Annotated in this window: 24 protein-coding genes; 14 read left to right on the top strand and 10 right to left on the bottom strand. The window is 40.4% G+C overall.

Annotated features, from left to right (window positions below):
• Positions 1-2 precede the first annotated feature (2 nt).
• From CYCME_RS11040 to pilB, 3 genes are read right to left on the bottom strand one after another with little or no spacing between them, the layout of a single operon-like run.
• Positions 3-878, bottom strand: coding sequence for a prepilin peptidase (locus CYCME_RS11040; RefSeq protein ID WP_020933066.1), 876 nt, complete (start codon positions 876-878; stop codon positions 3-5).
• A 29-nt stretch (positions 879-907) separates the two neighbouring features.
• Positions 908-2128, bottom strand: coding sequence for a type II secretion system F family protein (locus CYCME_RS11035; RefSeq protein WP_015005194.1), 1221 nt, complete (start codon positions 2126-2128; stop codon positions 908-910).
• 5 nt (positions 2129-2133) lie between these two features.
• Positions 2134-3843, bottom strand: a complete 1710-nt coding sequence (gene pilB, locus CYCME_RS11030; RefSeq protein WP_020933065.1) for a type IV-A pilus assembly ATPase PilB — start codon at positions 3841-3843, stop codon at positions 2134-2136.
• Between the two features lie 297 nt (positions 3844-4140).
• On the opposite strand from pilB, the gene CYCME_RS11025 reads away from it, so the two are divergent.
• The 11 genes from CYCME_RS11025 to CYCME_RS10975 are packed head-to-tail and all read left to right on the top strand — an operon-like array spanning position 4141 to position 14405.
• Positions 4141-4914, top strand: a complete 774-nt coding sequence (locus tag CYCME_RS11025) for a glycosyltransferase family 2 protein (RefSeq protein WP_020933064.1) — start codon at positions 4141-4143, stop codon at positions 4912-4914.
• On the top strand, positions 4914-6080 hold the full coding sequence (locus CYCME_RS11020) for a nucleotide sugar dehydrogenase (protein ID WP_020933063.1): 1167 nt from the start codon (positions 4914-4916) through the stop codon (positions 6078-6080). Before CYCME_RS11025 ends, CYCME_RS11020 begins: the two co-directional genes overlap by 1 nt.
• A gap of 20 nt (positions 6081-6100) precedes the next feature.
• Positions 6101-7432 carry a flippase gene (locus CYCME_RS11015; protein ID WP_020933062.1) on the top strand — a complete coding sequence of 444 codons (1332 nt, stop codon included), beginning with the start codon at positions 6101-6103 and terminating at the stop codon, positions 7430-7432.
• Positions 7433-7435: 3 nt separating this feature from the next.
• Positions 7436-7672, top strand: coding sequence for a hypothetical protein (locus CYCME_RS11010; protein WP_020933061.1), 237 nt, complete (start codon positions 7436-7438; stop codon positions 7670-7672).
• The gene (locus CYCME_RS11005) at positions 7672-8598 is read left to right on the top strand and encodes a glycosyltransferase (protein WP_020933060.1); all 927 of its coding nucleotides are present in this window, start codon (positions 7672-7674) and stop codon (positions 8596-8598) included. The genes CYCME_RS11010 and CYCME_RS11005 overlap by 1 nt, the downstream gene beginning before the upstream one ends.
• A complete protein-coding gene (locus tag CYCME_RS11000) occupies positions 8598-9416 on the top strand; it encodes a class I SAM-dependent methyltransferase (RefSeq protein ID WP_020933059.1) in 819 nt (272 codons plus the stop codon). The genes CYCME_RS11005 and CYCME_RS11000 overlap by 1 nt, the downstream gene beginning before the upstream one ends.
• Complete coding sequence (locus CYCME_RS10995; protein WP_020933058.1) at positions 9413-10663, top strand: glycosyltransferase family 4 protein; 1251 nt, start codon at positions 9413-9415, stop codon at positions 10661-10663. Before CYCME_RS11000 ends, CYCME_RS10995 begins: the two co-directional genes overlap by 4 nt.
• A complete protein-coding gene (gene gmd, locus CYCME_RS10990; protein WP_020933057.1) occupies positions 10656-11771 on the top strand; it encodes a GDP-mannose 4,6-dehydratase in 1116 nt (371 codons plus the stop codon). Before CYCME_RS10995 ends, gmd begins: the two co-directional genes overlap by 8 nt.
• Before the next feature lie 3 nt (positions 11772-11774).
• Positions 11775-12728 carry a GDP-L-fucose synthase family protein gene (locus CYCME_RS10985; RefSeq protein WP_020933056.1) on the top strand — a complete coding sequence of 318 codons (954 nt, stop codon included), beginning with the start codon at positions 11775-11777 and terminating at the stop codon, positions 12726-12728.
• Positions 12729-13691, top strand: coding sequence for a glycosyltransferase family 2 protein (locus CYCME_RS10980; RefSeq protein WP_020933055.1), 963 nt, complete (start codon positions 12729-12731; stop codon positions 13689-13691).
• A 3-nt stretch (positions 13692-13694) separates the two neighbouring features.
• On the top strand, positions 13695-14405 hold the full coding sequence (locus tag CYCME_RS10975; protein ID WP_020933054.1) for a class I SAM-dependent methyltransferase: 711 nt from the start codon (positions 13695-13697) through the stop codon (positions 14403-14405).
• Positions 14406-14421: 16 nt separating this feature from the next.
• On the opposite strand, the gene CYCME_RS10970 is transcribed toward CYCME_RS10975, so the two are convergent.
• Both CYCME_RS10970 and CYCME_RS10965 read right to left on the bottom strand, forming a co-directional pair.
• Positions 14422-15495: a glycosyltransferase family 4 protein gene (locus CYCME_RS10970; protein WP_020933053.1), complete on the bottom strand. Its 1074-nt coding sequence runs from the start codon at positions 15493-15495 to the stop codon at positions 14422-14424.
• A gap of 21 nt (positions 15496-15516) precedes the next feature.
• Positions 15517-16395 carry a glycosyltransferase family 2 protein gene (locus tag CYCME_RS10965; protein WP_020933052.1) on the bottom strand — a complete coding sequence of 293 codons (879 nt, stop codon included), beginning with the start codon at positions 16393-16395 and terminating at the stop codon, positions 15517-15519.
• Positions 16396-16624: 229 nt separating this feature from the next.
• Here CYCME_RS10965 and CYCME_RS10960 point away from each other — a divergent pair, with 229 nt between their 5' ends.
• Positions 16625-16831: a DUF2970 domain-containing protein gene (locus CYCME_RS10960; protein WP_020933051.1), complete on the top strand. Its 207-nt coding sequence runs from the start codon at positions 16625-16627 to the stop codon at positions 16829-16831.
• A gap of 40 nt (positions 16832-16871) precedes the next feature.
• Here CYCME_RS10960 and CYCME_RS10955 read toward each other — a convergent pair whose 3' ends face one another.
• The 3 genes from CYCME_RS10955 to CYCME_RS10945 all read right to left on the bottom strand — a co-directional run bounded on the left by CYCME_RS10955 (position 16872) and on the right by CYCME_RS10945 (position 22176).
• Complete coding sequence (locus CYCME_RS10955; protein WP_020933050.1) at positions 16872-19637, bottom strand: valine--tRNA ligase; 2766 nt, start codon at positions 19635-19637, stop codon at positions 16872-16874.
• A gap of 613 nt (positions 19638-20250) precedes the next feature.
• Positions 20251-20673, bottom strand: a complete 423-nt coding sequence (locus tag CYCME_RS10950) for a DNA polymerase III subunit chi (RefSeq protein WP_020161792.1) — start codon at positions 20671-20673, stop codon at positions 20251-20253.
• Between the two features lie 15 nt (positions 20674-20688).
• Positions 20689-22176: a leucyl aminopeptidase gene (locus CYCME_RS10945; protein ID WP_020933048.1), complete on the bottom strand. Its 1488-nt coding sequence runs from the start codon at positions 22174-22176 to the stop codon at positions 20689-20691.
• A 109-nt stretch (positions 22177-22285) separates the two neighbouring features.
• Here CYCME_RS10945 and lptF point away from each other — a divergent pair, with 109 nt between their 5' ends.
• Positions 22286-23392: an LPS export ABC transporter permease LptF gene (gene lptF / locus CYCME_RS10940; RefSeq protein ID WP_016390915.1), complete on the top strand. Its 1107-nt coding sequence runs from the start codon at positions 22286-22288 to the stop codon at positions 23390-23392.
• 29 nt (positions 23393-23421) lie between these two features.
• Entirely contained in the window at positions 23422-24453 is a 1032-nt protein-coding gene (gene lptG, locus CYCME_RS10935) for an LPS export ABC transporter permease LptG (RefSeq protein ID WP_020933047.1), read from the top strand.
• On the opposite strand, the gene CYCME_RS10930 is transcribed toward lptG, so the two are convergent.
• Positions 24424-24879 carry an RDD family protein gene (locus CYCME_RS10930; protein ID WP_020933046.1) on the bottom strand — a complete coding sequence of 152 codons (456 nt, stop codon included), beginning with the start codon at positions 24877-24879 and terminating at the stop codon, positions 24424-24426. The genes lptG and CYCME_RS10930 overlap by 30 nt on opposite strands.
• A gap of 19 nt (positions 24880-24898) precedes the next feature.
• Positions 24899-26395, bottom strand: coding sequence for a M48 family metalloprotease (locus tag CYCME_RS10925; protein WP_223253190.1), 1497 nt, complete (start codon positions 26393-26395; stop codon positions 24899-24901).
• Between the last annotated feature and the right edge of the window lie 12 nt (positions 26396-26407).

The following is a 26407-nucleotide window of genomic DNA, read 5'->3' as shown; positions in this document are numbered from 1 at the left end:
TCTTATAAGCCGAAAAACTGGAGGTAAGTTAGGTTAATTTTTTCGCCCCAGATCAACGCAATAAACGCGGCAATAGATAAATAGGGGCCAAATGGTATGGGTATGTTCTTATCTCGTCCGTGAATAATGATGAGTGTTATTCCAATGATTGCACCAGCTAAAGCAGATAACATAATGACCAGAGGTAACATTTTCCAGCCCAATAAAGCGCCAATAGCGGCAAGTAGCTTAAAGTCACCGTAGCCCATCCCTTCTTTACCGGTGATTAATTTAAATAACCAAAAAACTGACCAAAGGCTAAGGTAACCGGCAAGTGCGCCGATGAGTGCGGTTTTAGGTGTTATGAAAATTTCAAATAGGCTGATGGATAAGGCAAACCATAAAAGTGGAAGGGTGATAGAGTCGGGCAATAGTTGAGTGTCAAGGTCTATCAATGTTAGGGAAATTAATGCCCAGGTAAATAATAAAGCGACGCACATTTGTAACGACACGCCAAACTGTACGGCAATGAGAAGCGACAAAAGAGCAGTGATTAACTCGACGGCGGGGTATCTAATTGAGATAGCTTGTTGGCAGTTTTTACATCGCCCTTGTAGAAATAAGTAGCTCAAAACGGGAATGTTTTCGAGTGCGCTAATAGGGTGTTGGCAAGAAGGGCAGCGTGAACGCGGTTGCGATAAATTAAAGGCCGCTGGTGAAGGATTATTTGTATCTTCTTGCTCAAGAAAGGCGAGGCATTCTTGGCGCCAAGCATTTTGTAACATAATGGGTAGCCGATAGGCGACAACATTAAGAAAGCTACCAACCAGAAGCCCTAGTAAGCAAACGGTTAAATAGAATAAAAAGGGGCTTTGTTCAAGCGCTTGGATAATGCTCATGTAAGACGGTTAAGCCGTTGGGTGTATTATTAAAAAACAGACCCTAACATAAAGATAGGCAGGTACATGGCAACAATTAAACCACCCACTAAGATACCGAGAATAGCCATAATTAAGGGTTCAATAAGGCTAGATAAGGAATCCACAGCGTTGTCGACCTCTTCTTCATAAAAATCAGCCACTTTACCAAGCATGCTTTCGACCGAGCCTGCTTCTTCGCCAATAGCGACCATTTGCACAACCATATGAGGGAAAAGGCCTACATTTTTCATGGCTTGTTGTAATTGGATGCCGGTCGCCACTTGTTCTCTCATTTGTAAAACGGCTTCAGAGTAAACAATGTTTCCGGTTGCCCCTGAAACAGACTCTAGTGCTTCTACTAAGGGTACGCCAGCAGCAGACATGGTGGACAACGTTCTAGCATAACGAGCAATGGCTGCTTTGTTCATGATGTCGCCAATAATTGGCATTTTCAGTATCATTCTATCGAGCAGGTGGTTAAATTTACGTGAACGTTTTTTAACTTGCATTAGAACAAATACAACACCGCCTATTATGCCAAAGACAGCCCACCACCACTCTTGCATAAAACGAGACAGTTCGACGACCATTTGTGTAAACGCAGGTAAATCTGCACCAAAGCCGCTAAATAAGCTTTCAAACTGAGGCACAACAAAAATCAATAAGATTGCGGTAACAACAACGGCCACTACTAATACTGAAATAGGATAGGTAAGGGCTTTTTTGATTTTAGCTTTTAAGCTTTCTGTTTTTTCTTTATATTCAGCAATTTTGACTAGTAAATCTTCGAGAATACCGGCATGTTCGCCAGCTTCTACTAAATTACAAAATAGCTCATCGAATTGAAAAGGGTATTTTCCTAAACTTTCAGCGAGTGTTGACCCGCCCTCAATGTCTGATTTAATGTTGGCAAGCATATCTTGCATGGCAGGCTTTTCGTGTCCTTTGCCAATAATATCAAAAGATTGTACTAATGGAATGCCGGACGCCATCATGGTTGCTAATTGACGGCTGAAAACCGCGATATCTTTAGGAACAATTGGTTTTTGACCCATGCTACCAAAAAGTGCTTGAGGCTTTTTCTTAACCTTAAGAGGGCGAATCCCTTGACGCCTCAGTTCTGCTTTAACAAGGGCATCACTTCGGGCATTTATTTCCCCTTTGCTGCGGTTGCCTTTATTGTCGGTTCCTTCCCAAATATAGGTAATTTTTGATGCACTAGATGCCATAATGTTTAATCTTTAGTGATTCGGTTTATTTCTTCTATGCTGGTAATACCAGCGATGACCTTTTTAAAGCCAGACTCCCTGAGTGTTAAAACGCCCTCTTGTGCAGCTTGTTCTTCAAGTTCAGTTGTTAAACCACCTTTAATGATAAGGTTTTCCATGGCTTCAGAAACAGGCATTACCTGGAAAATGCCAATACGCCCTTTATAGCCGTTAGTGCAATGATCACAGCCTACAGCCTTGTAAGTTGTTAATCCTTCAGCTTCTTCAGGGCTAAAGCCTTCTTTGATTAATAACTCTGTTGGTAATGTCTCTTCTTTTTTACATTTATCGCATAGTTTTCTTGCTAAACGTTGCGCCATAATTAATAACACAGATGCCGCAATATTGTAGGGTGGAACGCCCATTTGGTTTAAACGGTTTAATGTTTGTGGGGCATCGTTTGTGTGTAATGTAGATAGAACAAGGTGACCGGTTTGTGCGGCTTTAACAGAAATTTCAGCGGTTTCAAGGTCTCGAATCTCACCGACCATGATTATATCCGGGTCTTGGCGTAAAAAAGCTCGAAGCGCTTCAGCAAAGGTTAAGCCAGTTTTTGGGTTTACGTTGACTTGGTTAATACCCGATACAGTAATTTCAACCGGGTCTTCAGCTGTTGAAATATTGATGTTTGGGTCGTTTAATAAGTTAAGCGCGGTATAAAGGCTAACGGTCTTACCACTACCGGTAGGTCCTGTCACCAAAATCATGCCGTATGGCTTTTTGATAGCGGTTAGGAAAGCTTCCTTTTGAGTTTCATCAAACCCAAGTTGCTCAATACCGACTTGTGCGCTGGTTGGGTCTAAAATACGCAGCACGATTTTTTCACCATATAGAGTTGGGCAAGTATTAACACGGAAGTCGATGGCTCTTTTTTTCGATAAAGCCATTTTAATACGACCGTCCTGTGGAATACGGCGTTCTGAAATATTCATCCGTGACATCACCTTAATGCGTGAGGTTAACTTATTTGAGATGTTCATCGGAGGGGAGGCTACTTCTTTTAAGATGCCATCTTGTCGTGTTCGGATCCTAAAGTTTTTCTCATACGGCTCAAAATGAATATCCGACGCACCTTTTTTAATAGCATCTAATAATATTTTGTTAACAAACCTTACAACGGGGGCATCATCAATTTCACTGTCAATATCATCGATGGGATCGGCATCAGGATCATCGAAATCGATATTATCTAGGTCGCCGTCTAATAAATCACTCATGGATGTGTCTTCATCATCCATCGCAGTGTCAATAACGCGAGCTAATTTATCTTCTTCAACAAGAATGGCTTCAGTGCTCATTCTCGTTTGAAATTTTATTTCATCGAGGGCTTGTAGATTGGTTGGGTCGGAAACAGCAACAAATAACTTATTACCACGTTTAAATATTGGTAATGCATGGTGTTTACGAATTAGCTTTTCGTCAACGACACCTTTGGGTATAACCTCTTTGCTGAGGGCGGTAATATCAAACAATGGAACGCCAAACTCCTCAGAAGCAGAGAGAGCTATGGTTTGGCTGTCTATAACTTTTTGATCTACAAGATAGCTTACGAAAGGCCTTTTCTTTTTAAAAGCCTCCTCAGAATATTTGAGTGCAACGTCTTCAGTAATTAGACCGTCTAAGACCAACCGTCTTGCTAAGCCACCTAAATAAAATTTTTCGTCGGATACAGCCATGTTAAATCGATTAATTTCCTATAGTTAGTACATAATAAACGATACTTTATCAATAATAGTAGAAAATATGGGTTTGTGTAGTAAATATAAAATGAACTCGTTTGGATTGTAAGACCTTCTTTGGCAGTTTTTAGCCATTGTTCTTTGTAAAACTTTTTGAATACTTACGAAGTACCAGCCTTTAAGTGTGCTTAGGGGGCGTGAGCTATTAATTTTAGTTGAATAAATATTGAGATTACCGTTTTTGAATAACTGCCCTATACTTAGCGCATTAATGAGTACTTAGATTGAGAGTTAATGCCAAAAATATCTATTATCACCGTTTGTTTCAATGCCGAAAAATATATAGAGCAAACCTTAAAAAGTGTTTTAGATCAGAAGAACGGTGATATCGAGTATATCGTTATAGATGGAGCGTCTACAGATAAAACATTAAATATTATTAGGCAATATGAACCTAAAATAACGAAATGGATTTCAGAGCCAGATAATGGAATTGCCGATGCTATGAATAAAGGCATTAAGTTAGCAACGGGGGAGTATTTGTTGTTCTTACATGCAGATGACTACTTGGCTGATTGTAACGTTATTTCTAATGTGCTTTGTTATATGGAAAGCGACGCTGATATTTATGCGTTTGATGTTATTTATCAAACAAAAGATGACAATATTAGGAAAGCAACCATACCCTTCGGAGTAAGAACTTACTTTAAAACGCCAGTGATGCATCAAGGTGCTTTTTGTAAAAAAGAACTTTTTGATCAATTAGGTGGGTTTAATGAAAGTTTTAAAATCGCTATGGATTATGACTTTTTTTTTAGAGCCTTCCAACAAAATGCGACGATGGAAATACAACATCAAGTCCTATCTGTAATGAGAGATACAGGCGTTAGCTCTCGGCAAGACTGGTTGAGCTTAAAACAACGCTTTGCAGAGGAGAAAATGGTGCATTTAGAAAACACTTCATCACCTTTTATGGGCGCACTTTATAGGGTTTATTGGACGTTATATTTGCCATATAGAAAAGTACGTTCGGGTGTGAAAGCTCTATTAACCAACGGTTATAAGTAATGAAAATAACAGTGGTGGGGGCAGGCTATGTAGGTTTATCAAATGCCATATTGCTGGCTCAGTATAACCGGGTCGTTTTATATGACATAGATGAGGAAAAGCTGAATTTAATAAGTCATAGGCAATCACCAATTGTTGATACGGAAATTACACATTTTTTACAAAATAAAACGCTTAAATTAAGTTGTACAAATGATAAAGACACCGCCTATGAGGGGGCAGACTTTATTATTATCGCAACCCCAACAGACTATGACCCTATTGAAAATTACTTTGATACTCAGTCTGTAGAAAGCGTAGCCAGTGAAGCTCTCAAAATAAGCCCAACTGCAACACTGGTTATAAGGTCTACCGTACCAGTAGGGTTTACTGAAGAGCTTAGCCAACGCTTGAAAAATGGAAATATTCTTTTTTCTCCAGAATTTTTAAGGGAAGGCTCAGCTTTGCACGATAACTTATACCCCTCGCGAATTATTGTGGGGGGTGAGCTAGAAAAAGCTGAGCAGTTCGCGAGTTTATTGGAAAAAGCCGCCTATAAAAAAAATATAAGCGTGTTGCACACAGAGCTAACTGAGGCAGAAGCCATTAAGTTATTTTCAAATACTTATCTTGCCATGCGTATTGCTTACTTTAATGAGCTTGATAGTTACGCCGAAACACACGCGCTAAATAGCCAAAAAATAATTGAAGGTGTGGGTTTAGACTCTCGTATAGGTGATCACTACAACAACCCGTCATTCGGTTATGGTGGCTATTGCTTACCTAAAGATACCAAGCAATTAAAAGCCAACTACCAAAATGTACCTAATAATTTGATAAGCGCTATAGTCGAAGCGAATAGCACGCGAAAAGACTTTATTGCGAATGCAATTCTAAAGCAAAAACCCAAAGTGGTCGGTATTTACCGGTTAGTGATGAAAAGTGGGTCTGATAACGTCCGCTCATCCGCCATCCAAGGCATCATGAAGCGGATAAAAGCCAAAGGTGTTGAAGTGATCGTGTACGAGCCGGTTCTGAAAGAACCTGAGTTTTTCCATTCAAAAGTGATTTATGATTTAGAAGACTTTAAGCAGCGAGCTGATGTCATTGTTGCTAACCGTTTGTCAGGTGAAATAAGTGATGTGCGGCGCAAGGTCTACACACGAGATTTATTTGCTAATGATTAAGCGCATGTCAAGAAGCGTTCATGTTTAATTTAAAAACCAAAATAGATCAACTGGCCAGCATGCAGGGATTTATGCGGTATTTTAAAAATACCTCATGGCTAATGGGTGAAAGAATCCTACGGATGGCCGTCGGTTTATTTGTAGGAATATGGGTGGCGCGTTATTTAGGGCCAGAGCAGTTCGGTTTATTTAGCTATGCGCAATCTTTTGTAGGGCTTTTTGTTGCCATTGCTGGTTTGGGGCTAGACAGTATTGTTATCCGTGAAATGGTGAAAGAGCCCTGTAAGCAGGCGGCCCTTTTAGGTACAGCTTTTAGGTTAAAGTTAGTCGGTGCAATTGTAGTGCTAACTATATTAGCCATAGCAGTTCAGTTAAGCCAGCAAGACGACCTTGTAAGACTAATGATTTTTATCATTGCTTCGTCAACGGTGTTTCAAAGTTTTAACGTGATTGATTTGTTTTTTCAAGCAAATGTACTTAGTAAGTATGTGGTTTATAGCAATATCATTAGTTTGCTTGTATCTAGTTTTATAAAAGTCATCTTGATAGTCAATGAAGCGCCTTTGATTGCATTTGCAATGGTTATCCTTTTTGACAGCCTTATTCTAATGACGGGGTTTGTTTATTTCTTTAACAGGCATTCAACATTAGTATTCAGTAAATTACCCTTTCAAAAAGAACTGGCTATTAACTTGTTAAAAGACAGTTGGCCTCTAATACTCAGCGGTTTGGTTATATCAATTTATATGAAAATTGATCAAATCATGATAAAGGAAATGTTGAATGCGGAAGCGGTAGGGCATTATGCAGCAGCAGTTAAGATTAGTGAGGCATGGTATTTTATTCCTATGGTAATAGCTTCATCATTATTTCCTGCGATTGTAGAAGCTAAAAAATATAGCAAAGAGTTGTACTATGGGCGGTTACAAAAGTTATATGACCTAATGGTTTGGTTGGCAATAGCAATAGCGCTGCCGATGACGTTCTTATCAGATTGGGTGGTGAGGTTATTATATGGAGAGCAATATAGTCAGTCTGGAAGCGTTTTAATGGTACATATTTGGGCTGGGGTGTTTGTGTTTTTAGGGGTAGCGTTTTCTAAATATTTAACGAATGAAAATTTAACGATAAAATCATTTTTTCGCACTTTCCTCGGAGCAATAATGAATGTAGCTTTAAATCTTCTCTTAATACCTGAATACGGAATTAAAGGAGCAGCTATTGCAACGCTGTGTAGTCAGTTTTCAGCTAATTATCTGTATGATTTTTTTGACAGAAATTTATATCGGCAATTAAAAATGAAAACAAAAAGCTTCTTACCAATTCATTATCTATTTAAAGCATCACCTTAAAAAATGGAAAAACGAATTTTAATTACAGGCGGTGCAGATTTTCTAGGTTCAAATTTTTGTGAACGTCTATTCAAAGAGTGTAACGATATTATTTCACAGGTGGTTTTTTTAAGAGCGTTAAAGATAATTTCTCAGACCTTATTGATACCTCCTAATTTGGGTTATGGTTATATAAATTATGGGTTGATAGTCGTAAACGTTTGTTTTATTTTGAATGTAGTAGATGGGGCAGTGATTTAATGCACAGCAATATTTGTTCTCCAATAGTTCTTTTCGTCTATAACCGCCCTTGGCACACGAAGCAAACAATTAAATCCTTACAAAGAAACGAATTAGCAAGTGAAAGTGAGCTATTTATTTATAGTGACGCAGCTAAAACCCATAAAGATGCGGCTAGTGTCAAAGAGGTTCGTGACTATATTCACGTTGTGACGGGTTTTAAAAGAATTCAAATTATAGAGCGCGATAAAAACTGGGGCCTTGCAGACTCAATCATTGATGGGGTGACACGTATTGTTAATGAGTACGGAAAAATTATTGTCTTGGAAGATGATTTGGTGACAAGCCCTTACTTTTTAAAATTCATGAATGATGCTTTAAATGTGTATGAAAATGAAGAACGAGTAATGCATATCAGTGGTTGGAACTATCCCCTACAACAAGAAGGGTATGATGAAACGCTATTTATTAGAGGAACTTCTTGCTGGGGCTGGGCAACATGGGCAGACTCATGGGCTTGTTTTGAGAAAAATACACAAAAACTTTTCGGCACGTTTTCAGCTAATGATAGGTATCGACTAGATTACGATGGAGTAGCCGATATGTGGAGGCAAGTAGAGCTGAACCACGTAAAAAAGATCAATACATGGGCTATTTTTTGGTATACGTCCGTATTTAAACGAAATGGGTTATGCTTACACCCCACAAAAACGCTTGTGTGTAATATTGGTCACGATGGCTCTGGTGAGCATTGTGGTGTCTCAAAGATGTATGAGTACGACTTATCAAATGAACAAGTACAGATTTTTTCAGATGAGATTGTTGAAAATAAAAATGCAATGCTTGAAATAAAAGGTTTTTTAAACAAAAATAAAAGAAGCTTTCCAGCTAAATGTTTTGCTATTTTGAAACGTGTTATTGGGAAATTTAGTGCCGAGAGACTATAGTGTGGGGTTATGAACTAAATTTTGACGATCTTAATGATGCTGAGGCCAATTATATTAATGGTTTGCCGCAGGCCGTGCCAGATGTTGAGTGGGTCTGGAGTGAAATGGATCGAATATGGGATGAGTTTGGTTTAGATAATAAGCGGCCACTTACAGGACAGCCAATAGCAGATTTCTATAAGCACCCCGTTTGGCTTATGAATGGAATTTTTACGGCCATTGACCCTGATTCAATAAGGCATAGATGTGCGATGGCTGAGTTTATAAAGAATCAATCAAGTGCATATGTAGCGGATTATGGCGGTGGGTCAGGAGAGTTGGCGATCAGAATAGCTGAAGGAATTAAGGTTACAGAAGTGGATATAATTGAGCCTTTCCCATCTGGGTTATCCGAGGACAAAGTACAAAGTGAAAAAAAAATTAACTTTGTTAACCTGCTTGGTAAGAATAAGTACGATGTGATTGTCGCCCAAGATGTTTTAGAGCATGTTGAAAACCCTATTGCCTTAGTTATTGGCATGACTAAAGCAGTGAAACCAGAAGGGCTTATTATTTTTGCTAATTGTTTTTACCCTGTAATTAAATGTCATCTACCAAAAACATTTCATTTAAGACATACTTTTACAATACTAATGAAAATTTTTGGTTTGCAGTTTATTTGTCAAATTCCAGGTGCTGAGCATGCGTTGGTATTTAAGAAAACAACAGGGCTGCACACGAAAAGGCTTAGGTTATTTGAAGGGATATCAAAGTTTATAGGGCCTAGTGTCAATATGCTCTTGCTATTACTAGTAAGACTGCGCCGAGTATTTAGGTGAGAGTTTTAACTGTTAACGCCTCGGACTATCAAGGAGGAGCAGCCCGTGCAGCGAATCGATTACATCAGGCCTTGTTAAGTTTAGGCATTGACTCACAGGTGCTAGTTGATAGCAAATTGAGTGATGATTATAGAGTAACAGGGCAAGCGTCCAATATTGTTAAAGGCGTTTCTTTAATACGCCGCATTTTAGATCGTCTACTTGTAAATAAATACAAGCACCGTTCGGCAACTTACTTTTCCCCAAGTGTAATACCCTTTTCCGGTTTAGTTAAACGAATTAATGCGCTTAACCCAGATATTGTTCATTTGCAATGGGTTAATAAAGCGATGCTGTCTATATCTGATATTGCGGCGATTAAAGCGCCTATTGTATGGAGTTTGCATGATATGTGGGCATTCACAGGTGGGTGTCATTATGATGAAGAATGTAGGGCCTTTGAAAAGGTTTGTGGGAAGTGCAAAGTACTGGGCTCAAATAAACCAGATGACTTAAGCCGCAAGGTTTTAAAGAAGAAGTTGGCTACTTATGCTAAACATAAAAACTTAACTGTGGTGGGTTTAAGTCGTTGGCTTGCTGGTTGCGCCTCTAAAAGCACATTATTTAAAAACTGTCAGGTAGTTTGCTTACCTAATCCAATTGATACATCTGTTTACTCACCGTTAGATAAGCGTGCTGCACGTGATTTATTAGGGTTGCCAATGGATAAGAAATTAATTTTATTTGGTGCGATGAATGCAACAACGGACCCTAGGAAAGGGTATCGTGAGCTCTGTGACGCGTTGTTGCAGTTAAAAGGTGGAGGAGTTGAGTTGGTTGTTTTTGGTAGTGGTAAACCTGAAATACAGCACGACTTTGAACTCAAGGCACATTATTTGGGGCAATTACGTGATGATGTAACATTAAGGGCGCTCTATAGTGCTGCTGATGTAATGGTCGTGCCTAGCTTGCAGGAGAATTTATCAAACGCGGTGATGGAAAGTTTAGCGTGTGGCACACCAGTTGTAAGCTTTGATATTGGAGGTAATGGCGATATGGTTGAGCATCAACGAAATGGTTATTTAGCGAAACCTTACGATACATCCGATTTAGCAACTGGTATTGAATGGATTTTGAATGCTAAAAATTATCAAGAGTTGTCGACTAATGCACGGGGAAAGGTATTGAGTGAATTTGACAGTGATGTTGTTGCAAAACAATATATACAGCTTTATGAGTCGGTGTTAGAAAAACAAGATTATGACTAAGAAAAAAGCACTAATCACCGGTATAACAGGCCAGGATGGTTCTTACCTTGCTGAGATATTATTAGATAAAGGTTATGAAGTACACGGGATTAAGCGGCGAGCTTCGTCTTTTAATACCGACAGGATTGATAGGTTGTATCAAGATCCTCACGTAGATAATAGGAATTTAATATTACATTATGGTGACTTAAGCGACAGCTCTAATTTAACCGGTATTTTGCAAGAGGTTCAGCCGGATGAAGTCTATAATCTAGCCGCGCAATCGCACGTGGCGGTTAGTTTTGAGTTACCTGAGTATACGGCAGATGTTGATGCGCTTGGAGCCCTTCGTTTGCTGGAGGCTATTCGTTTACTGGGCTTGGAAAAGACAACTCGGTTCTATCAGGCATCTACTTCTGAATTATATGGGCTGGTTCAAGAAACGCCCCAAACAGAAACTACGCCTTTTCACCCGCGTTCGCCCTACGCGGTTGCCAAAATGTATGCGTACTGGATAACAGTTAACTATCGTGAAGCATATGGTATGTATGCCTGCAACGGCATCTTGTTTAACCATGAGTCACCTAGGCGAGGCGAGACCTTTGTTACCCGTAAGATTACTCGGGGTTTAGCTAATATTTATGAAGGGCTGGATGATTGTCTTTATTTAGGTAATTTAGATGCTAAACGTGATTGGGGGCATGCTAAAGATTATGTAGAAATGCAATGGTTGATGTTGCAGCAAGACAATCCCGAAGATTATGTGATTGCAACAGGTAAACAATATTCGGTACGTGACTTTATAGAATGTGCGCTCGAAGAGCTGGGTTTGGGGATAAAGTGGCAAGGTAAGGGGTTAGATGAAATAGGTGTATTAGAATCAGTACCGAAAAATTGTAAGAGAAAAGTGGGTGATGTGATTATTCGTATTGATGCACGCTACTTTAGGCCGGCAGAGGTTGAAACTTTATTAGGCGATGCATCTAAAGCTAAAAAACAATTGGGCTGGTCGCCTAAAATTACCTTTAAAGAGCTTGTTTGTGAAATGGTACGCAGTGATCTTGAGCATGCACGGCGAGATACATTATTGATTAACACAGGCTTCGACGTTGTAACGACCCAAGAATAAGACATGGATAAGTCGGCAAAAATTTATGTTGCAGGTCACCGTGGAATGGTGGGTTCAGCCATTATTCGAGAGCTAAATAAAAAAGGTTTTCGAAATATTATTAAAAAAACACGTGGTGAGCTGGATTTGTTAAACCAGCAGGCAGTAGCCGAGTTTTTTGTGCAGGCAAAGCCTGATTACGTGGTGTTGGCAGCAGCCAAAGTAGGTGGGATTTTTGCCAATAATGAATACCCAGCAGATTTTATTTATGAAAACTTGATGGTGCAAACTAACGTGATTCATCAAGCGTATAAAACGCAGGTAAAGCAGTTGTTGTTTTTAGGAAGTTCATGCATTTATCCTAAATTAGCTGAACAGCCGATGCAGGAATCCGCATTGTTAACAGGTGAGCTTGAGCCGACGAATGAGCCGTATGCGATTGCTAAAATTGCTGGTATTAAACTATGTGAATCGTATAACCGTCAATATGGCACGGATTTTCGTGCAGTGATGCCGACGAATTTATATGGGCCAAACGATAATTATGATTTGCAAAACAGTCATGTTATTCCTGGGTTAATTAGGCGTATTCATCAGGCAAAGACGAATAACGATAAGGCGTTGAAAATATGGGGGACGGGGAGTGCGATGCGAGAGTTCTTATACGTTGATGATTTAGCTGAAGCGTGCGTTATGCTGATGAGTCTTGGAAAGATGGAGTATAAGCAGTCTTTACCAGCGCGAAATAGCCAAGTTAATATCGGTACTGGGTCTGATATTTCTATAAACGAGTTGGTAGCTATTTTAGTTGATATTATCGGTTATAAAGGCAAAATAAAATGGGATACGTCAAAGCCCGATGGAACACCGCGTAAGTTGTTGGATGTAAGTCGTATGACTTCATTAGGTTGGAATGCTTCAACAACACTGATTGATGGCCTTCGTTTAACATATCGACGTTACTTAGAAACCCGGTAGATGGCTATTGATTCAAAATGTAATCATTCAAAAAAAGTACTTGATATTGTGATACCTGTTTACAATGATAACCCGTATTTGTTAGGAACATTAACGTCAATTTTTAAGCAACAATTACCTAATGACTGGTGTTTTCATGTTTATATTGTTGATGATGGTTCAGAGGTACCGGTTAGTTTAGATATACCTAAAGAAAACACTTCGACTGTTAGTTTGGTCAGGCTTGAAAAAAATAGTGGCTGTAGTGTGGCGAGGAATCAAGGTGCCATTGCAGGTAATGGTGAAGTGATTTTGTTTTTAGATGCTGATTGTTCATTAGCGAAAGCAAGTGCTCTTGCCTTATTATTGAAAGAGTATGAGAAAGGTTACGATGTGTGCTTTGGACAAATTTATGCGCCGCAGGGTGATTTTTGGGCGAAGTATCAAAATGAAGTAGCGCGAGATCGAGCAGATAGATTTTATGAAGGTGAGCACTCAAGCATGACGACTCAAGTTTTTATGGTAAGAAGAAATAAGTTTAAATCGGTTGGTGGTTTTGATGAGAGCTACCACTTCGGCTTTGAAGATAGGGATTTATTTCTTTCGCTAATAAAGATCGGCGCTAAAATTTCTTTAGCAGAGAAGGTTGTGGTGAACCATAATGATCAACTTTCATTGTCATCTGTGGTGAAGAAGTTGTATGGAGCTGGTAAAAACTCTTCCACGCGATTTATTGAAAAATATCCGGATGAATACTCCAAGTTGGCTTACATAAAAGCCGATGTTAGATACTCTCCATATTTACTTAAATCGTTAGTGATATTAATTAAACCAATGTTGCCTGCATTGGTTGGTATGTTAGAGCGATGCATTACTAGAACTATACTTCCTTATTCAATATCTAAAGTGTTGGTTAAGTATGTTTCGGGTCTTTATTATCTTCAAGGCACTTATGAGACCAAAAAGGGTTTTAATAAAGGTTAAAAAATGAAGCAAAGACAAGAAGAACATGAGATTAAAGAGTTTTATGATAATGTTTATTACGAAAAAATAGAACATAGCGTTAAAACATCTCCTCACCAGTTGCGTCTTGCAAAAAAACTAGGAATTACTCCAAATGATAATGTGCTTGATATAGCTTGCGGTACAGGTGAGTTTTTGCGAGCTTGTAATACTTTTGGAGCTAAGGTTAGTGGTGTGGACCTGTCTGATAAAGCGGTTAATGCTTGTAAGACTATTTTGCCACAGGGAGAGTTTCACGCTTGTTCAGCGGAGAGGTTACCATTTGATAGTGATAGTTTTGATGTGGTTACTTGTCTAGGTTCACTTGAGCACTTTATAAATCCAGTTGACTCTTTAAAAGAGATGGTTCGTGTTGCAAAACCAACAGCAAAATTTGTTATTTTAGTTCCGAATAAAGATTTTCTAACCCGTAAGTTGAGGTTGTTTAGTGGTACGTATCAAGTAGATGCTAAAGAGGAGGTTAGGACGCTTGGTGAATGGAATGATTTGTTTAATTCAGCGGGGCTTGTTGTTAATCATCGTTGGAAGGATTTGCATGTGGTTACGTTTTCTTGGGTTTTGCTAAATGGTTGGAAGTATATGTTGCCTCGTTTTTTTCAGGCGTTAGCCCTATGTGTATGGCCTTTAAAATGGCAGTACCAAGTTTTTCACTTAGCATCTGTTAAGAAGTTTTAGGGTAAAACTAGGCTGCTTAACGAGTAGGGTTAATATTAGTAATTTTTTCTCTATAACGCATAGCAATTCGTGGCCACTCGAAATTTTCAAAGCAGTATTCAGCGACGCGATTGCTGATTATTTGTGGCTCTTTTTTTAGTAACGCTTTTTTTTCTAAAATATGGCTTATAAATGCTTCTGCATTTAATGGCTCAACTAACCAGCCATTTTTGTTTTCTTGTATTGCGTCTTTAATACCTTCTAAGTTAGATGATATGGAAGGTAAGCCGCAAAGACCGGCCTCTAATTGGGTGATGCCAAAGCCTTCAACATCGTTTTTTATTGGAATGTTTGCTTGTATAAATAAATCGCTGTGGGTGAAGAGGGTTTCTTTTAATTGATTATCGACTTCTCCCAATAAATAGACGTTGTTTTCTAAGTGTAATTTTTTTATTAAGGAGTTGATTTTATCTTTATTAGGTCCATCACCAGCAATAAGATAAATAATATCTTTTGGTAAGTGAACCATAACGTTCTTTATGAACCAGTGAACGCCTTTTCTTTCTACTAAACGACCTAATGAAAGTAATGTAAATTTATTGTCTAAATTTATTTGCAGGCGCTGTTGTAGTTTTCTTTTTGATAACGGAATGAGGGCAGACTTTTCTACACCATTAGGGATGACTGATATTTTTTCAGCAGGAATGCCCGCACTTATAGCGATATCTTTTGTGGAATGGCTGACAGCGATAAAATAATCTATTTTCTTGAAAAAAAAGCAGATCCAAAATTTTTGATAAACAGAGTTATTCCAAGTAATGTCTAGCCCATGCAAAATGCAACTGACTGGTTTATTAGAAAACGACTTAAGAAACCAACCCACAATAGCTGCGACACCGTCACCAAGCAAAACTTGATCTGCATTTTTAATTTTAATTAAGCCGGTAATGACGGCCCAAGGAATAAATAAAGGAAGCGCTTTTTTGCCGTGTCGATTAATAATCGTCTGACATCTTACCAAGCTAGAAAGGTGACGAACTAAGGCTTCGTTTTGGTTTTCAATACCACCAATGGTTGGTGGGTGAGCCCTAGATATAAATAGAACATTCATTACAAATAAATAGAAAGGCTATTAGCTATCTACGTTTTCAGAGTTTCTATAGTGTAATGATGATATTTGCTCAGACAATATTCCCATTAAGAAAATAAATACGGAAGCAACGTACAAAAATAAACTACCATTGCTGAATGTGCCTGAAGATAGATAGCTATCAATGTGATTGATGACACCGAAAAGAAAACAGACGACGCTTGCGGGTAAAAACAAACGCATGGGTGAGAAAAGCGCGCCAATTTTTAAGATAATAATAAAAAAGCGCAAGCCGTCTTTGAGTAATTTTATTTTGCTTTTGCCTTCACGCTTACCTGCCTTTATAGGAATGTAGGCAACTGGTAGGGCTGAACGAAAAAAAGCCATGGTGGAAGTGGTGGGGTATGAGAACCCATTTGGTAATAAATATAAGAACTTTTTAAAGTGTTGTGCTCTAACTGCCCTAAAACCAGAGGTAAGGTCTTCTATTTTCTGGCCTGTCATAAAAGAAGCCAACTTATTAAATATAGCATTGCCTAGCTTTCTTTTTGTTGAAGCGTGGGAGCTTGATTGTCTCGCTCCAACCACCATGTCGTACCCTTCAGCTAATTTATAAAGTAAGCGCTCAATATCATCAGGATCATGTTGCCCATCAGCGTCCATAAATACAATAATATCGCCAGTTGCGTTGCGTGCGCCTGTTTTAATTGATGCTCCGTTGCCTAATGAATGCGGGTGGGAGATAACTTTTATGCCATGCTGTTCGCAGATGGCTTTAGATGCATCTGTTGAGCCATCATCAATCACTAAAATGTCTGCGTTTGGTTGGGCTGAGATGAGTTGCGGAAGTAATGTTTTAAGATTCTCTGCTTCATTTAAGCAGGGCATAACAATGCTGAGGGAGGGTTTGTTTTTGGCCATGTTTGAACCACTGGACTTTAATTAATTAACTGTTGAATTAATTGTCTCATATTTTTTATTAGGACGTGCTTTGTCTAAATAGGCAGAAGATTTATGCTTGCTTAGCAAGAGTTCTATTTGACGCTAATTTAATGCCCCTATTCTGATGTCTTTAATCGTAAGGACTTTAGTAATAAGGTATTAGGGGGTGTTAAAATGTGTTTAATTTATTTGACCTTAGGAGTATAAAATGAAGCAAGATGATGGATTAGCACCTTCTTTTTGGCAAATGGTAGGCAGTACAATGTTGTCATTTTTGGGGGTTTCTAAAGAGTCACGAAGAAGGCGAGATTTTCAATATGGAAACCCTAAGGTGTTTATTGTGACTGGGTTTATCTTGGCCTTGTTGTTTATTTTTGCTGTGTTAGGCGTTGTTAGAATGGTATTGCCTAGCTAGACCGATGAAGAATGGCCGGCCTAGCTAGTTAATAAGACAGTTATAGGGTGGCGATTTTCTCTTTTTGATCGTTTAAATTGCTAAGTTTTGAGGTAATATCAAGCTGTTTTGCTCTTTCTTTTTCTATAACGGCAGCGGGTGCTTTGTCGATAAAAGAAGCGTTTGATAATTTACCGCTGATGCGTGATGCCTCTTTTTCAAACTTTTCAATTTCTTTATTTAAGCGTTCTAGCTCGGCATTTTTATCAATTAGCCCAGCCATTGGTATTAGCACTTGCATATCACCGACTAGAGCAATAGCAGATTGTGGTGCTTCATCTGCTGCGTTTAATGTGGTGATGGATTCTATACGTGCTAGTTTTTCCAATAATAAACGATTATCTGTAAGACGCTGTTGGTCTTGTTCTGAACAGTGGTTTAACAGTACAGGTAATGGCTTACTAGGGGGGATATTCATTTCACCGCGAATTTGACGAATGCCCATAACGAAATCCATTACCCATTGCATATCACTTTCAGCAGCGGCAGATATTTTGCTGTCATCGGGTGTTGGGTAGGCCTGTAGCATAATGGTATTGCCGGTTTTGCCTGCCAGTGGTGCTATTTGCTGCCAAATTTCTTCAGTAATAAAGGGCATCAGCGGGTGCAGCAAGCGCAGTACGGCTTCAAGTACGCGAATTAAGGTTTGGCGAGTTCCGCGTTTTTGTTCGGCTGAGCTATTGTCATCAAGCAAAATAGGTTTTGATAACTCTAAGTACCAATCACAGTATTCATTCCAAAGGAACTCATATAGCGACTGTGCGGCTAAGTCGAAGCGGTATTTTTCAATAGAGGTAATAACGCTGGCTTCGGTTTTTTGCAGGCGTGACACAATCCATTGATCGGGTAAGCTGTATACACATAACTCAGCACCAAGGCCTGTATCTTCGCCTTCGGTGTTCATCAGTACATAGCGGGTGGCGTTCCATAATTTGTTACAGAAATTACGATTGCCTTCAATTCTATTTAAGTCAAATCGAATGTCGCGCCCAGTTGAGGCGAGTGAGGCAAAGGTAAAACGTAGCGCATCGGTACCAAAAGAGGGGATGCCATCGGGGAAATGCTTACGCGTATCTTTCTCGATTTTAGCGGCCATTTTTGGCTGCATAAGCCCTTTTGTACGCTTTTCAAGCAAGTCATCTAGCGTAATGCCGTCGATTAAATCAATCGGGTCGAGTACGTTGCCTTTGGACTTGGACATTTTTTGTCCTTCTGCATCGCGCACTAAACCATGAATGTATATTTCTTTAAACGGTACATCATCCATAAATTTTAAGCCCATCATAATCATTCTGGCGACCCAGAAAAAGATGATGTCGAAACCGGTGACTAACACGCTAGTGGGGTAGAACGTATCCAGTTCGGGTGTTTTGTCAGGCCAGCCTAAGGTTGAAAAAGGCCATAATGCGGATGAGAACCAGGTGTCTAATACATCTTCATCTTGTGATAATGCAAGGCTATCGGCTAGATTATTTTGCTCACGGACTTCGGCCTCATTGCGGCCAACATAAATGTTGCCACTTTCATCGTACCAAGCGGGAATTCTATGGCCCCACCAAATTTGGCGAGAAATGCACCAGTCCTGAATATCGTTCATCCAGTTGTAATAGGTTTTATCCCAGTTTTCGGGTACAAACTTAATTTTGCCGCTTTTAACCGCTTCAATGGCGGGTTCTGCTAAGGGTTTGGCTTTTACAAACCACTGATCTGTTAATAAAGGTTCAATGATAACGCCTGATCGGTCACCACGTGGAATCATTAACCTATGGTCTTCAACTTTAACCAATAAATCCAAGTCATCTAAGTCTTGTACGACTTGCTTACGCGCAGTAACTCGGTCCATTCCACGGTATTTCTCAGGACAATCATCATTAAGGCAGGCATCAACGGTGAAAATATTAATAAGCGGCATATCGTGGCGCTGACCAACATCGTAATCATTAAAGTCGTGCGCGGGGGTAATTTTTACACAGCCCGTGCCAAACTCAGGATCGACGTAATCGTCGGCAATAATAGGGATTTCACGGTCACATAGGGGTAAATGGACGGTTCTACCAATTAAATGTTGATAACGTTCATCACTAGGATGAACCGCAACACAGGCGTCACCCAGCATGGTTTCTGGCCGTGTGGTGGCAACAATCATCTCACCACTGCCATCACTGAGAGGGTAGCGCATGTGCCACATATGGCCTTGTTCTTCTTGCGAAATAACTTCAAGGTCCGATACGGCAGTGTGTAACTTAGGGTCCCAGTTAACCAGGCGTTTGCCACGATAAATAAGCCCTTCTTCATGTAATTTCACAAACACTTCATTAACCGCTTTTGATAAGCCCTCATCCATGGTGAAGCGCTCACGAGACCAGTCTAAGGAAGTACCCATGCGGCGTAATTGTTTGGTAATGGTGTTGCCAGACAGCTCTTTCCAGTCCCAAATACGCTCTACAAATTCTTCGCGACCTAAATCGTGGCGAGTTTTGCCTTCGGCATTTAATTGGCGTTCAACCACCATTTGGGTGGCAATACCCGCGTGATCACTACCGGCTTGCCATAAGGTGTTATGGCCTTTCATTCGGTGGTAACGTGCGAGCGAATCCATGATGGTGTCTTGAAAAGCATGCCCCATGTGCAAACTACCGGTTACATTGGGTGGCGGAATCATAATGCAATAAGCACTGTCGCCTCCTTTAGGTTCAAAGTAACCTTGTTCTTCCCATTGGCGATACCAGCGAGATTCTATGTCATGCGGGGTGTATGTCTTATCCATCGTGTGTGTTCGGTGTTGATTTTTAAAGGCGGTATTATAACTTTGTTGGGGAGGGTAGGGTTATTGGTAAGCAAGTTTTTAGCTTAATGATATTTTACAAGAAGAAGGTTTGTTAGTTTTCCTTAATACGTAATGTTTATAGTTTTTCGCTGTCGCGAGGACGTTCATTTCTTTTGTTCACCCAAAAGTAACGAACCAAAGAAAAGGGTGCCCTAATATCAGTAAATTAACAGTTTTCGGGCTCGCAGGTAAACTCGCTACGCTCAGACAACCTGCTTACTTATCCGAAAACAGCTAATTTACTTGCGAGATAAAGGGACGGTAAATCTAGAGCCATATCTGAACCGGTCTTGATTTTAATATCCCCTTTTGCTCTCACTGAAAAACTAAGCATTAAAGTAGAGCGTTCTAATGTGGCTGTTTGAGCCTGTTTTGTAGGCGAGTTCCACAGTAGTTATTTTAGGGATTGGTTTTGAAGGAACCCTTCAGGGTGAAAGCATTTGGGTGGCATTTTTCTGGTTATTCTTTTGTTGCTACTGATAAAAGAGTAACTCGGCCTTCAGGGCGAAACCTTAACTAGAAATGAACACTCTAGCGACAGCGATAATAAGAATCAAATTTTATGCGTCTGCAGTCGATACCCTCTGCTCTTATAAAACTTAAACCGCTCCCGTCCTGCTTGTTTAATTGATTCATTTTGATTAACAAGCTCAGCAAATCGTTCAAACCGAGCAAAACAATCGGGTGTTTTCTCAGTAAGGTTAATTAGCACGTCGTGAATATCTAACGGGTCACCAGTGTGGTTAATGTACACTGGGTGGTTGGCGCACTTTGTTGGGTCCATAGTATGTGGTACAAAACTGGTGGGCGAGAAGGACCAAAGCAAGTCATCCACTGTCTTGGATTGTTGTTCTGAATCGGTATGAATATACACGCGATGACCCTGTTTGCTAGCTTTTTGAGCTAGCCGACAGGCAAAAAGGTGCTGTGCATCAGGGGTGTCATCTGGCAGTACATAAAAGTCGATTCTGGTCATTTTGTAATGGCTTGTTTAACAGCGATCCAATATAAATTGGCTTAGCATGTGAACAGGGCGACCAGTTGCGCCTTTATCCGTACCCGATTTCCAGGCAGTGCCGGCAATGTCTAAATGAGCCCATTTATAATCTTCGGTAAAGTGTGACAAGAAGCAGGCTGCGGTAATAGTGCCACCAGCAGGGCCACCAATATTAGCGAGATCGGCGAAGTTACTTTTTAGCTGGGGTTTGTATTCATCCCACAGTGGTAATTGCCATGCTTTGTCATTGGCTTTAATGCCAGCGTCTAGCAATTCGTTAGCCAATTTATCGTTATTGCCTAGTAAGCCGGTGGCATGTTTTCCTAACGCGACTACACAAGCGCCAGTTAAGGTAGCAATATCAATGACTACTTCAGGTTTAAATTTAGCAGAGTAGGTGAGTGCGTCACATAAAATTAAACGTCCTTCTGCATCAGTGTTTAAAATTTCAATGGTTAGACCGGCCATGCTGGTAACGATATCACCAGGTTTGTTGGCATCACCATCGGGCAGGTTTTCTGATGATGGAACAACGCCAACTACATTGATGGGTAAATTTAATTCGGCGCACATTTGAATCACGCCGAAGACACTTGCACCACCGCACATATCGTATTTCATTTCATCCATACCGGATGAGGGTTTTATGGAAATTCCACCGGCATCAAAAGTGAGGCCCTTACCAACCAGAACGATGGGTTTTTGAGAACTTGGGCCAGCTTTATGTTCCATAGTAATGAGCTTCGCCGGTTGGCGAGAACCCCTAGAAACAGATAATAATGAGCCCATTCCTAGTGCTTCCATTTTGGCTTCATCTAAAATGGTTACTTTGAGCGATGCGTGGTGTTTGCCAAGTTCTTTTGCTGTCTCAGCTAAGTAGCTTGGGGTGCAAATATTACCGGGTAAATTGGCTAATTTTTTTGCGCTGTCAATGCCATTAGCGATACTCGAGGCGGTGTCTGCAGCACTGTTGATCATTTTTGCAGTGTAATCATCGGTATGCCATAGTTGGCATTTTTCTAATATGTTGGCATCGGGCGCGGAGGTTGTGAGCGTATCGGTGTATTGGTAAAGTGCTTCACGAGACTTCAATACTAACTGACGAACTTTCCAGTCGATATCTTTACCGCTAACTTCAACAGCTAATAATGTAGAGCAAACAGCCTTAATCGGTAAGTTTTTAAGCGAGTTGATGCTTTCGCTGATGGCCTTTGTGTAATCTTCCGCTGAGGTGTTGCCTTGCTCGCCAAAACCGACAAGAAGCACACGCTTTATTTTGCTGCTGGCAGGCATTTGAAGTAACAGTGTATTGCCCGCTTTGCCAGAAGCGTCACCTTGTTTTAAAACGGCAGCTATTTGTCCATCATGGGCTTGGTCGAAGTGGGTGGTTATTTCAAGCTGTTTACCTTTACTGAAAACGGGCAAAAGAAGGCAAGGAGTTGAAAGTTTATCGATTGACCCTGTTTTTGAAACGAATTGCATGCGGATACCTCTGAATGATAAGTAATGTTTTTGTTTGGCTTTTCCGTTAGGATACGACACCATAACTCTATGGATTTATGAGCCTAACTATAAGCCAAATACACTGTTGATGTCTGCGTTTAAATTAAAAATTATTGATCGATTGCTAGTGACTCAAATTAGCAAAATGATGTTAGGGGTCATGACGGTGTTGACGGTTATCTTATTAAGTCAGCGATTGGTTCGTTTGTTTTCTAAGGTTACAGCCGGTGAGTTGTCCGCTGATGTTGTGTTGTCATTGGTTGGCTTTAACCTGTTGCTATTGATGATTAAAATTCTACCGGTGGCTTTGTTGTTGTCGATATTACTAGTGTTAGGCCGGATGTATCGAGACCATGAAATGACGGCACTGTTCTCGTCAGGTATAGGCTTAACTCAGATCTATCGTGGAATATTTATTTTTGTTGTCCCCTTATTCGCTTTAACGATATACCTCTCATTAGTAACAGCCCCAACATTAATGCAAGCGATTGAGCGAGTGAAGACAAGCGATCAAGCTAACCTAGATATTCGCGGCATTACGGATGGGCGCTTTAATGAATACAGCCGTGGCGACTTGGTTTTTTATGTTGAAAAAATAACCAGCGACGACAAGATGTTGAACGTATTTATACAAAATCGTCAGCATGGCAAGTTGGGGATTACCTCGTCGAAAAGTGGCGAAATAAAGGTGGACCCTGTCACAGGCGATCGTTTTATTATTCTAAAAGACGGTAACCGTTATGAAGGCGTGCCGGGCCAAGCAGATTATAAAATTACCAATTTTAAGGAATACGGTGTTGTAGTGGCGGAAAAGTCGTCAGCACAGGTGTCATTTGGTACCAAAGAAACCTCTACTATTCAGTTGATGGCGATGAAGTCGCCTAGAGCAATCAGTGAACTGCAAAAGCGTTGGTCTGTGCCGTTGGCCTTAATAACATTTGCCTTATTAGCAGTACCCATTAGCCGTGTATCGCCACGTGCAGGAATGTATGGGAATTTATTAACGGCTTTGCTGATCTATATTGTGTTTGAAAACTTCATGAGTTTATCGCACTCGTGGTTAGTAAAAGGGGTAACGGCACCTTGGTTTGGCATATGGTGGGTGCATCTACTGCTAATAGGTGTTACAGCAATTATGGTGGTTAATATGCACGGTGTTAGCTATGTTAAAAAGAAAGTGATGTTTAAAAGATGAAGGTCGTTAATAAATACATAGCCGTAGAAATGTTAAAAAGCACGGCGGTGGCGGTGCTTTTTTTGTTATCACTGGTATTGGTCATTACGTTTGCCGATGAGCTAGACGATATGGGCAAAGGTCAATATGGTTTAGTTGAGATTTTTAAGTACTTGGCATTAATTGCACCGCGTAATTTTTATGAATTACTGCCTTCGGCGGCTCTGTTGGGCGCTTTGATTACCTTAGGTGGAATGGCCAATAATTATGAATTAACCGCTATGCGAGCGGCAGGGATTAGTCGTTGGCAAATTATTTTTTCTGCATTGCGTGTCGGCATGATATTGATGGTAGTTTCTTTACTGGTTAGCGAAGGGGTGGCACCGGTATCTGAACAAGCGGCTCAAATGCTAAAGTTTACGGCTAAAAATGAACAAGTAGCGTTGAGAACGAAATATGGCTTTTGGACGCGAGATGGTGATACGTATTTAAATATCCGTGAAATTTTAAACTCAGCTGAACTCAAAGACGTCAGTATTTATGAAATGACGGATATGAACGAGCTAAAGTATGCAACGCATGCAAAGGCCGCTAGTTTTATTGATAATAAGTGGGAGTTAAGCGGCGTTGAGCAAACCACCATTAATGATGCCGGTGTAAAAGTTGCCTTGTCTGATTCGGCAAAATTAGACTCGTTATTAGACCCTGGTTTGCTTGATGTTATTGTTGTTAAACCAGAGCGTTTATCTATCATGGGCTTAGCCAGTTATATCAACTTTTTAGACAATAACGGGCAAGATGCTACGCATTTTATTGTTGCGATGACCAGTAAATTAATTCGGCCTTTTGTAATTCTGGTTATGCTCTTGATTGCCATCCCGATGGTGTTAGGGGTAAAGCGAGCAGGTAGTACTGGCACGCGAATTTTAATCGGTGCGTTAATTGGAATAGGGTTTAATTTGGTTGATAGACTGTTTGGAAATATTGGGGTGTTGTACGGTTTAAACCCAGTTATCGCTGCATCGCTGCCGTTTTTCTTGGCATTATGTATATCAGCCTTCACCATCCGGCGAATGGGCTGAAGGCTCCTTTTCTACCCAAATTAAACGACTATTTGAGGCGATGTCATGCCAGCTCAGCCGATCTTTATTGACGAGTATCCACAAAACACCAAGGCCAAGAACCCCCCAAGACAGAATGGCCATTGTGAAACGTATCAAGGCTTGTCGCCAGCTAATATTTTGGCCTTTGTTATTAGCTATTTTTAACTTCCAGGCGAGCAATCCCAGCGTTTGACCACTTTTAGTCCAAAACCAGCCATAAAATAAGAAGCTGACCGACAAGAGGTACAGCGAATATAGCCATGAGTTTGGTTGAAATAAATGACTATCTTGAAAGGGAAGCAATACTAATGTCGCTAAAAATAAGATGGCAATCAGTAATAGCGCATCATAAGTGATGATCGCTAACCGTCTTAGCAGACCAGGTGGCTTTGTTAAATCAGGCATGGGGTGTTATATAGATTGGTTACAGTAGTTTGGGGGCCCTAAGTTCGGCTTGAAGTTGATTAATACGGTTTTCAATTTGGCTGCTTAAGTAAAAATTATTATTAGCGGCTCGTAAGGCTTGTTCAAGCTGGATAATAGCGTCTTTGGTTAACCCAAGCGAGTAAAAGTACTCAGCCTTATATTGGAAACCTCGTACTGGGTTGTTAACCTGGCCGTATGCGATGGAAAGGAGGTCGTACACATTGGGTGTCGGTTCGTAATTTTGTAGGTCCTCATTGAGGTTCGTTAAGGCCTGTTGCGGTTTACCATTGTGTAATAGAACCATGGCATATAATAAATTAACCGCGCGGCTTTGAGGGAATCGTTGTTTGCCCTGATCAAGTAATGCCAAGGATTGCTGCGGCTTATTGTCACGGTATTCATTCAGAGCGAGGGCAGTTAAATAATGGAGTTGGGTGGGGTTTTGCTCTGTCAGCGTAGAGAGAATGTCGCGTGCTTTTTCAAATTGCCTATCCTTCATTAAGGCGAGTGCAAGTCCATAACGAGCCGCCTCTTTAATTTTTGTAATGCCTTGTGAGGATTCATCCTTTAAGGCGTTTATTAACTCGCCGGTTAAGTTTTGTGGGTGTTTGTTAACGCGAATTTTCATTCGAATTAAACGAAAATCTTGGGAGTCCTCAACTTGTTTATAAGGGAATTTTTCCGCACGTGCAGCGGTGTCCGAGATACGCGAAGCGGGCGCTGGGTGAGTGAGCAGAATTTCAGGAATTTTTTGACCGTATTGGGTGGTTGCCGTTTGAAGTCGACCAAAGAAAATCGGCATGCTTCTAGGGTCAAAGCCAGCAGCGGCAAGGTTTTGTACACCTACTCGGTCGGCTTCAGCTTCATGACTTCGCGTAAAATTAATTTGTTGTTGCACTTGCCCAGCTTGTACCGCCAAAACAGCGGCTGGGCCAACACCTGGAACAGTTACGCCTAAAACGACGGCGGCAAGCATAGCCGCTGCGCTGGGCATCGACATTTGACTGGCTGATTCAATAGCGCGTTGTAAATGCTGTTGGGTAACGTGGCCAATTTCATGAGCAACGACTGACGCTAATTCGCTTTCAGATTCAGCCGCTAAAATAAGTCCAGTGTTTAGTCCGATATTAGCATCGGGGCCTGCAAACGCATTGATTCGATCATCTTGCACGACAAAGAAATTAAATTGTCGGTCAGGTTGTTCGCTGAATTTAGCGACCCTGTCACCAAGTTGTTGTGCGTAGTCATTAATTTCTTGGTCGTTACTGAGTGGAACCCTTAGTCGAATGCTCCTAAGGAATGCTTTACCAAGTTTCTTTTCAAGTTCACCTGAAATGATGATATTTGATGTATTACCAATGTCGGGTAATTTAATTCGCTCATTAGCTTGGCTATTTTTAGACCAAACAAAGGCGCTACTCGCAATAATGCATGTAAAACTTGAGGCGATTAGTACGGTAAGAAAACGACGCATGATATTATGATATTTGTTCATAAGCCGTTTTAG

The sequence above is a fragment of the Cycloclasticus zancles 78-ME genome, from assembly GCF_000442595.1.
Classification (GTDB): domain Bacteria; phylum Pseudomonadota; class Gammaproteobacteria; order Methylococcales; family Cycloclasticaceae; genus Cycloclasticus; species Cycloclasticus pugetii.
This window is presented reverse-complemented; position numbering and strand designations above follow the sequence as displayed.

Coding starts and splice junctions, on each gene's coding strand:
- CYCME_RS11040 (WP_020933066.1), bottom strand. CDS start 878: ATGAGCATTATCCAAGCGCTTGAACAAAGCCCCTTTTTATTCTATTTA.
- CYCME_RS11035 (WP_015005194.1), bottom strand. CDS start 2,128: ATGGCATCTAGTGCATCAAAAATTACCTATATTTGGGAAGGAACCGAC.
- pilB (WP_020933065.1), bottom strand. CDS start 3,843: ATGGCTGTATCCGACGAAAAATTTTATTTAGGTGGCTTAGCAAGACGG.
- CYCME_RS11025 (WP_020933064.1), top strand. CDS start 4,141: ATGCCAAAAATATCTATTATCACCGTTTGTTTCAATGCCGAAAAATAT.
- CYCME_RS11020 (WP_020933063.1), top strand. CDS start 4,914: ATGAAAATAACAGTGGTGGGGGCAGGCTATGTAGGTTTATCAAATGCC.
- CYCME_RS11015 (WP_020933062.1), top strand. CDS start 6,101: ATGTTTAATTTAAAAACCAAAATAGATCAACTGGCCAGCATGCAGGGA.
- CYCME_RS11010 (WP_020933061.1), top strand. CDS start 7,436: ATGGAAAAACGAATTTTAATTACAGGCGGTGCAGATTTTCTAGGTTCA.
- CYCME_RS11005 (WP_020933060.1), top strand. CDS start 7,672: ATGCACAGCAATATTTGTTCTCCAATAGTTCTTTTCGTCTATAACCGC.
- gmd (WP_020933057.1), top strand. CDS start 10,656: ATGACTAAGAAAAAAGCACTAATCACCGGTATAACAGGCCAGGATGGT.
- CYCME_RS10985 (WP_020933056.1), top strand. CDS start 11,775: ATGGATAAGTCGGCAAAAATTTATGTTGCAGGTCACCGTGGAATGGTG.
- CYCME_RS10980 (WP_020933055.1), top strand. CDS start 12,729: ATGGCTATTGATTCAAAATGTAATCATTCAAAAAAAGTACTTGATATT.
- CYCME_RS10975 (WP_020933054.1), top strand. CDS start 13,695: ATGAAGCAAAGACAAGAAGAACATGAGATTAAAGAGTTTTATGATAAT.
- CYCME_RS10970 (WP_020933053.1), bottom strand. CDS start 15,495: ATGAATGTTCTATTTATATCTAGGGCTCACCCACCAACCATTGGTGGT.
- CYCME_RS10965 (WP_020933052.1), bottom strand. CDS start 16,395: ATGGCCAAAAACAAACCCTCCCTCAGCATTGTTATGCCCTGCTTAAAT.
- CYCME_RS10960 (WP_020933051.1), top strand. CDS start 16,625: ATGAAGCAAGATGATGGATTAGCACCTTCTTTTTGGCAAATGGTAGGC.
- CYCME_RS10955 (WP_020933050.1), bottom strand. CDS start 19,637: ATGGATAAGACATACACCCCGCATGACATAGAATCTCGCTGGTATCGC.
- CYCME_RS10950 (WP_020161792.1), bottom strand. CDS start 20,673: ATGACCAGAATCGACTTTTATGTACTGCCAGATGACACCCCTGATGCA.
- CYCME_RS10945 (WP_020933048.1), bottom strand. CDS start 22,176: ATGCAATTCGTTTCAAAAACAGGGTCAATCGATAAACTTTCAACTCCT.
- lptF (WP_016390915.1), top strand. CDS start 22,286: ATGTCTGCGTTTAAATTAAAAATTATTGATCGATTGCTAGTGACTCAA.
- lptG (WP_020933047.1), top strand. CDS start 23,422: ATGTTAAAAAGCACGGCGGTGGCGGTGCTTTTTTTGTTATCACTGGTA.
- CYCME_RS10930 (WP_020933046.1), bottom strand. CDS start 24,879: ATGCCTGATTTAACAAAGCCACCTGGTCTGCTAAGACGGTTAGCGATC.
- CYCME_RS10925 (WP_223253190.1), bottom strand. CDS start 26,395: ATGAACAAATATCATAATATCATGCGTCGTTTTCTTACCGTACTAATC.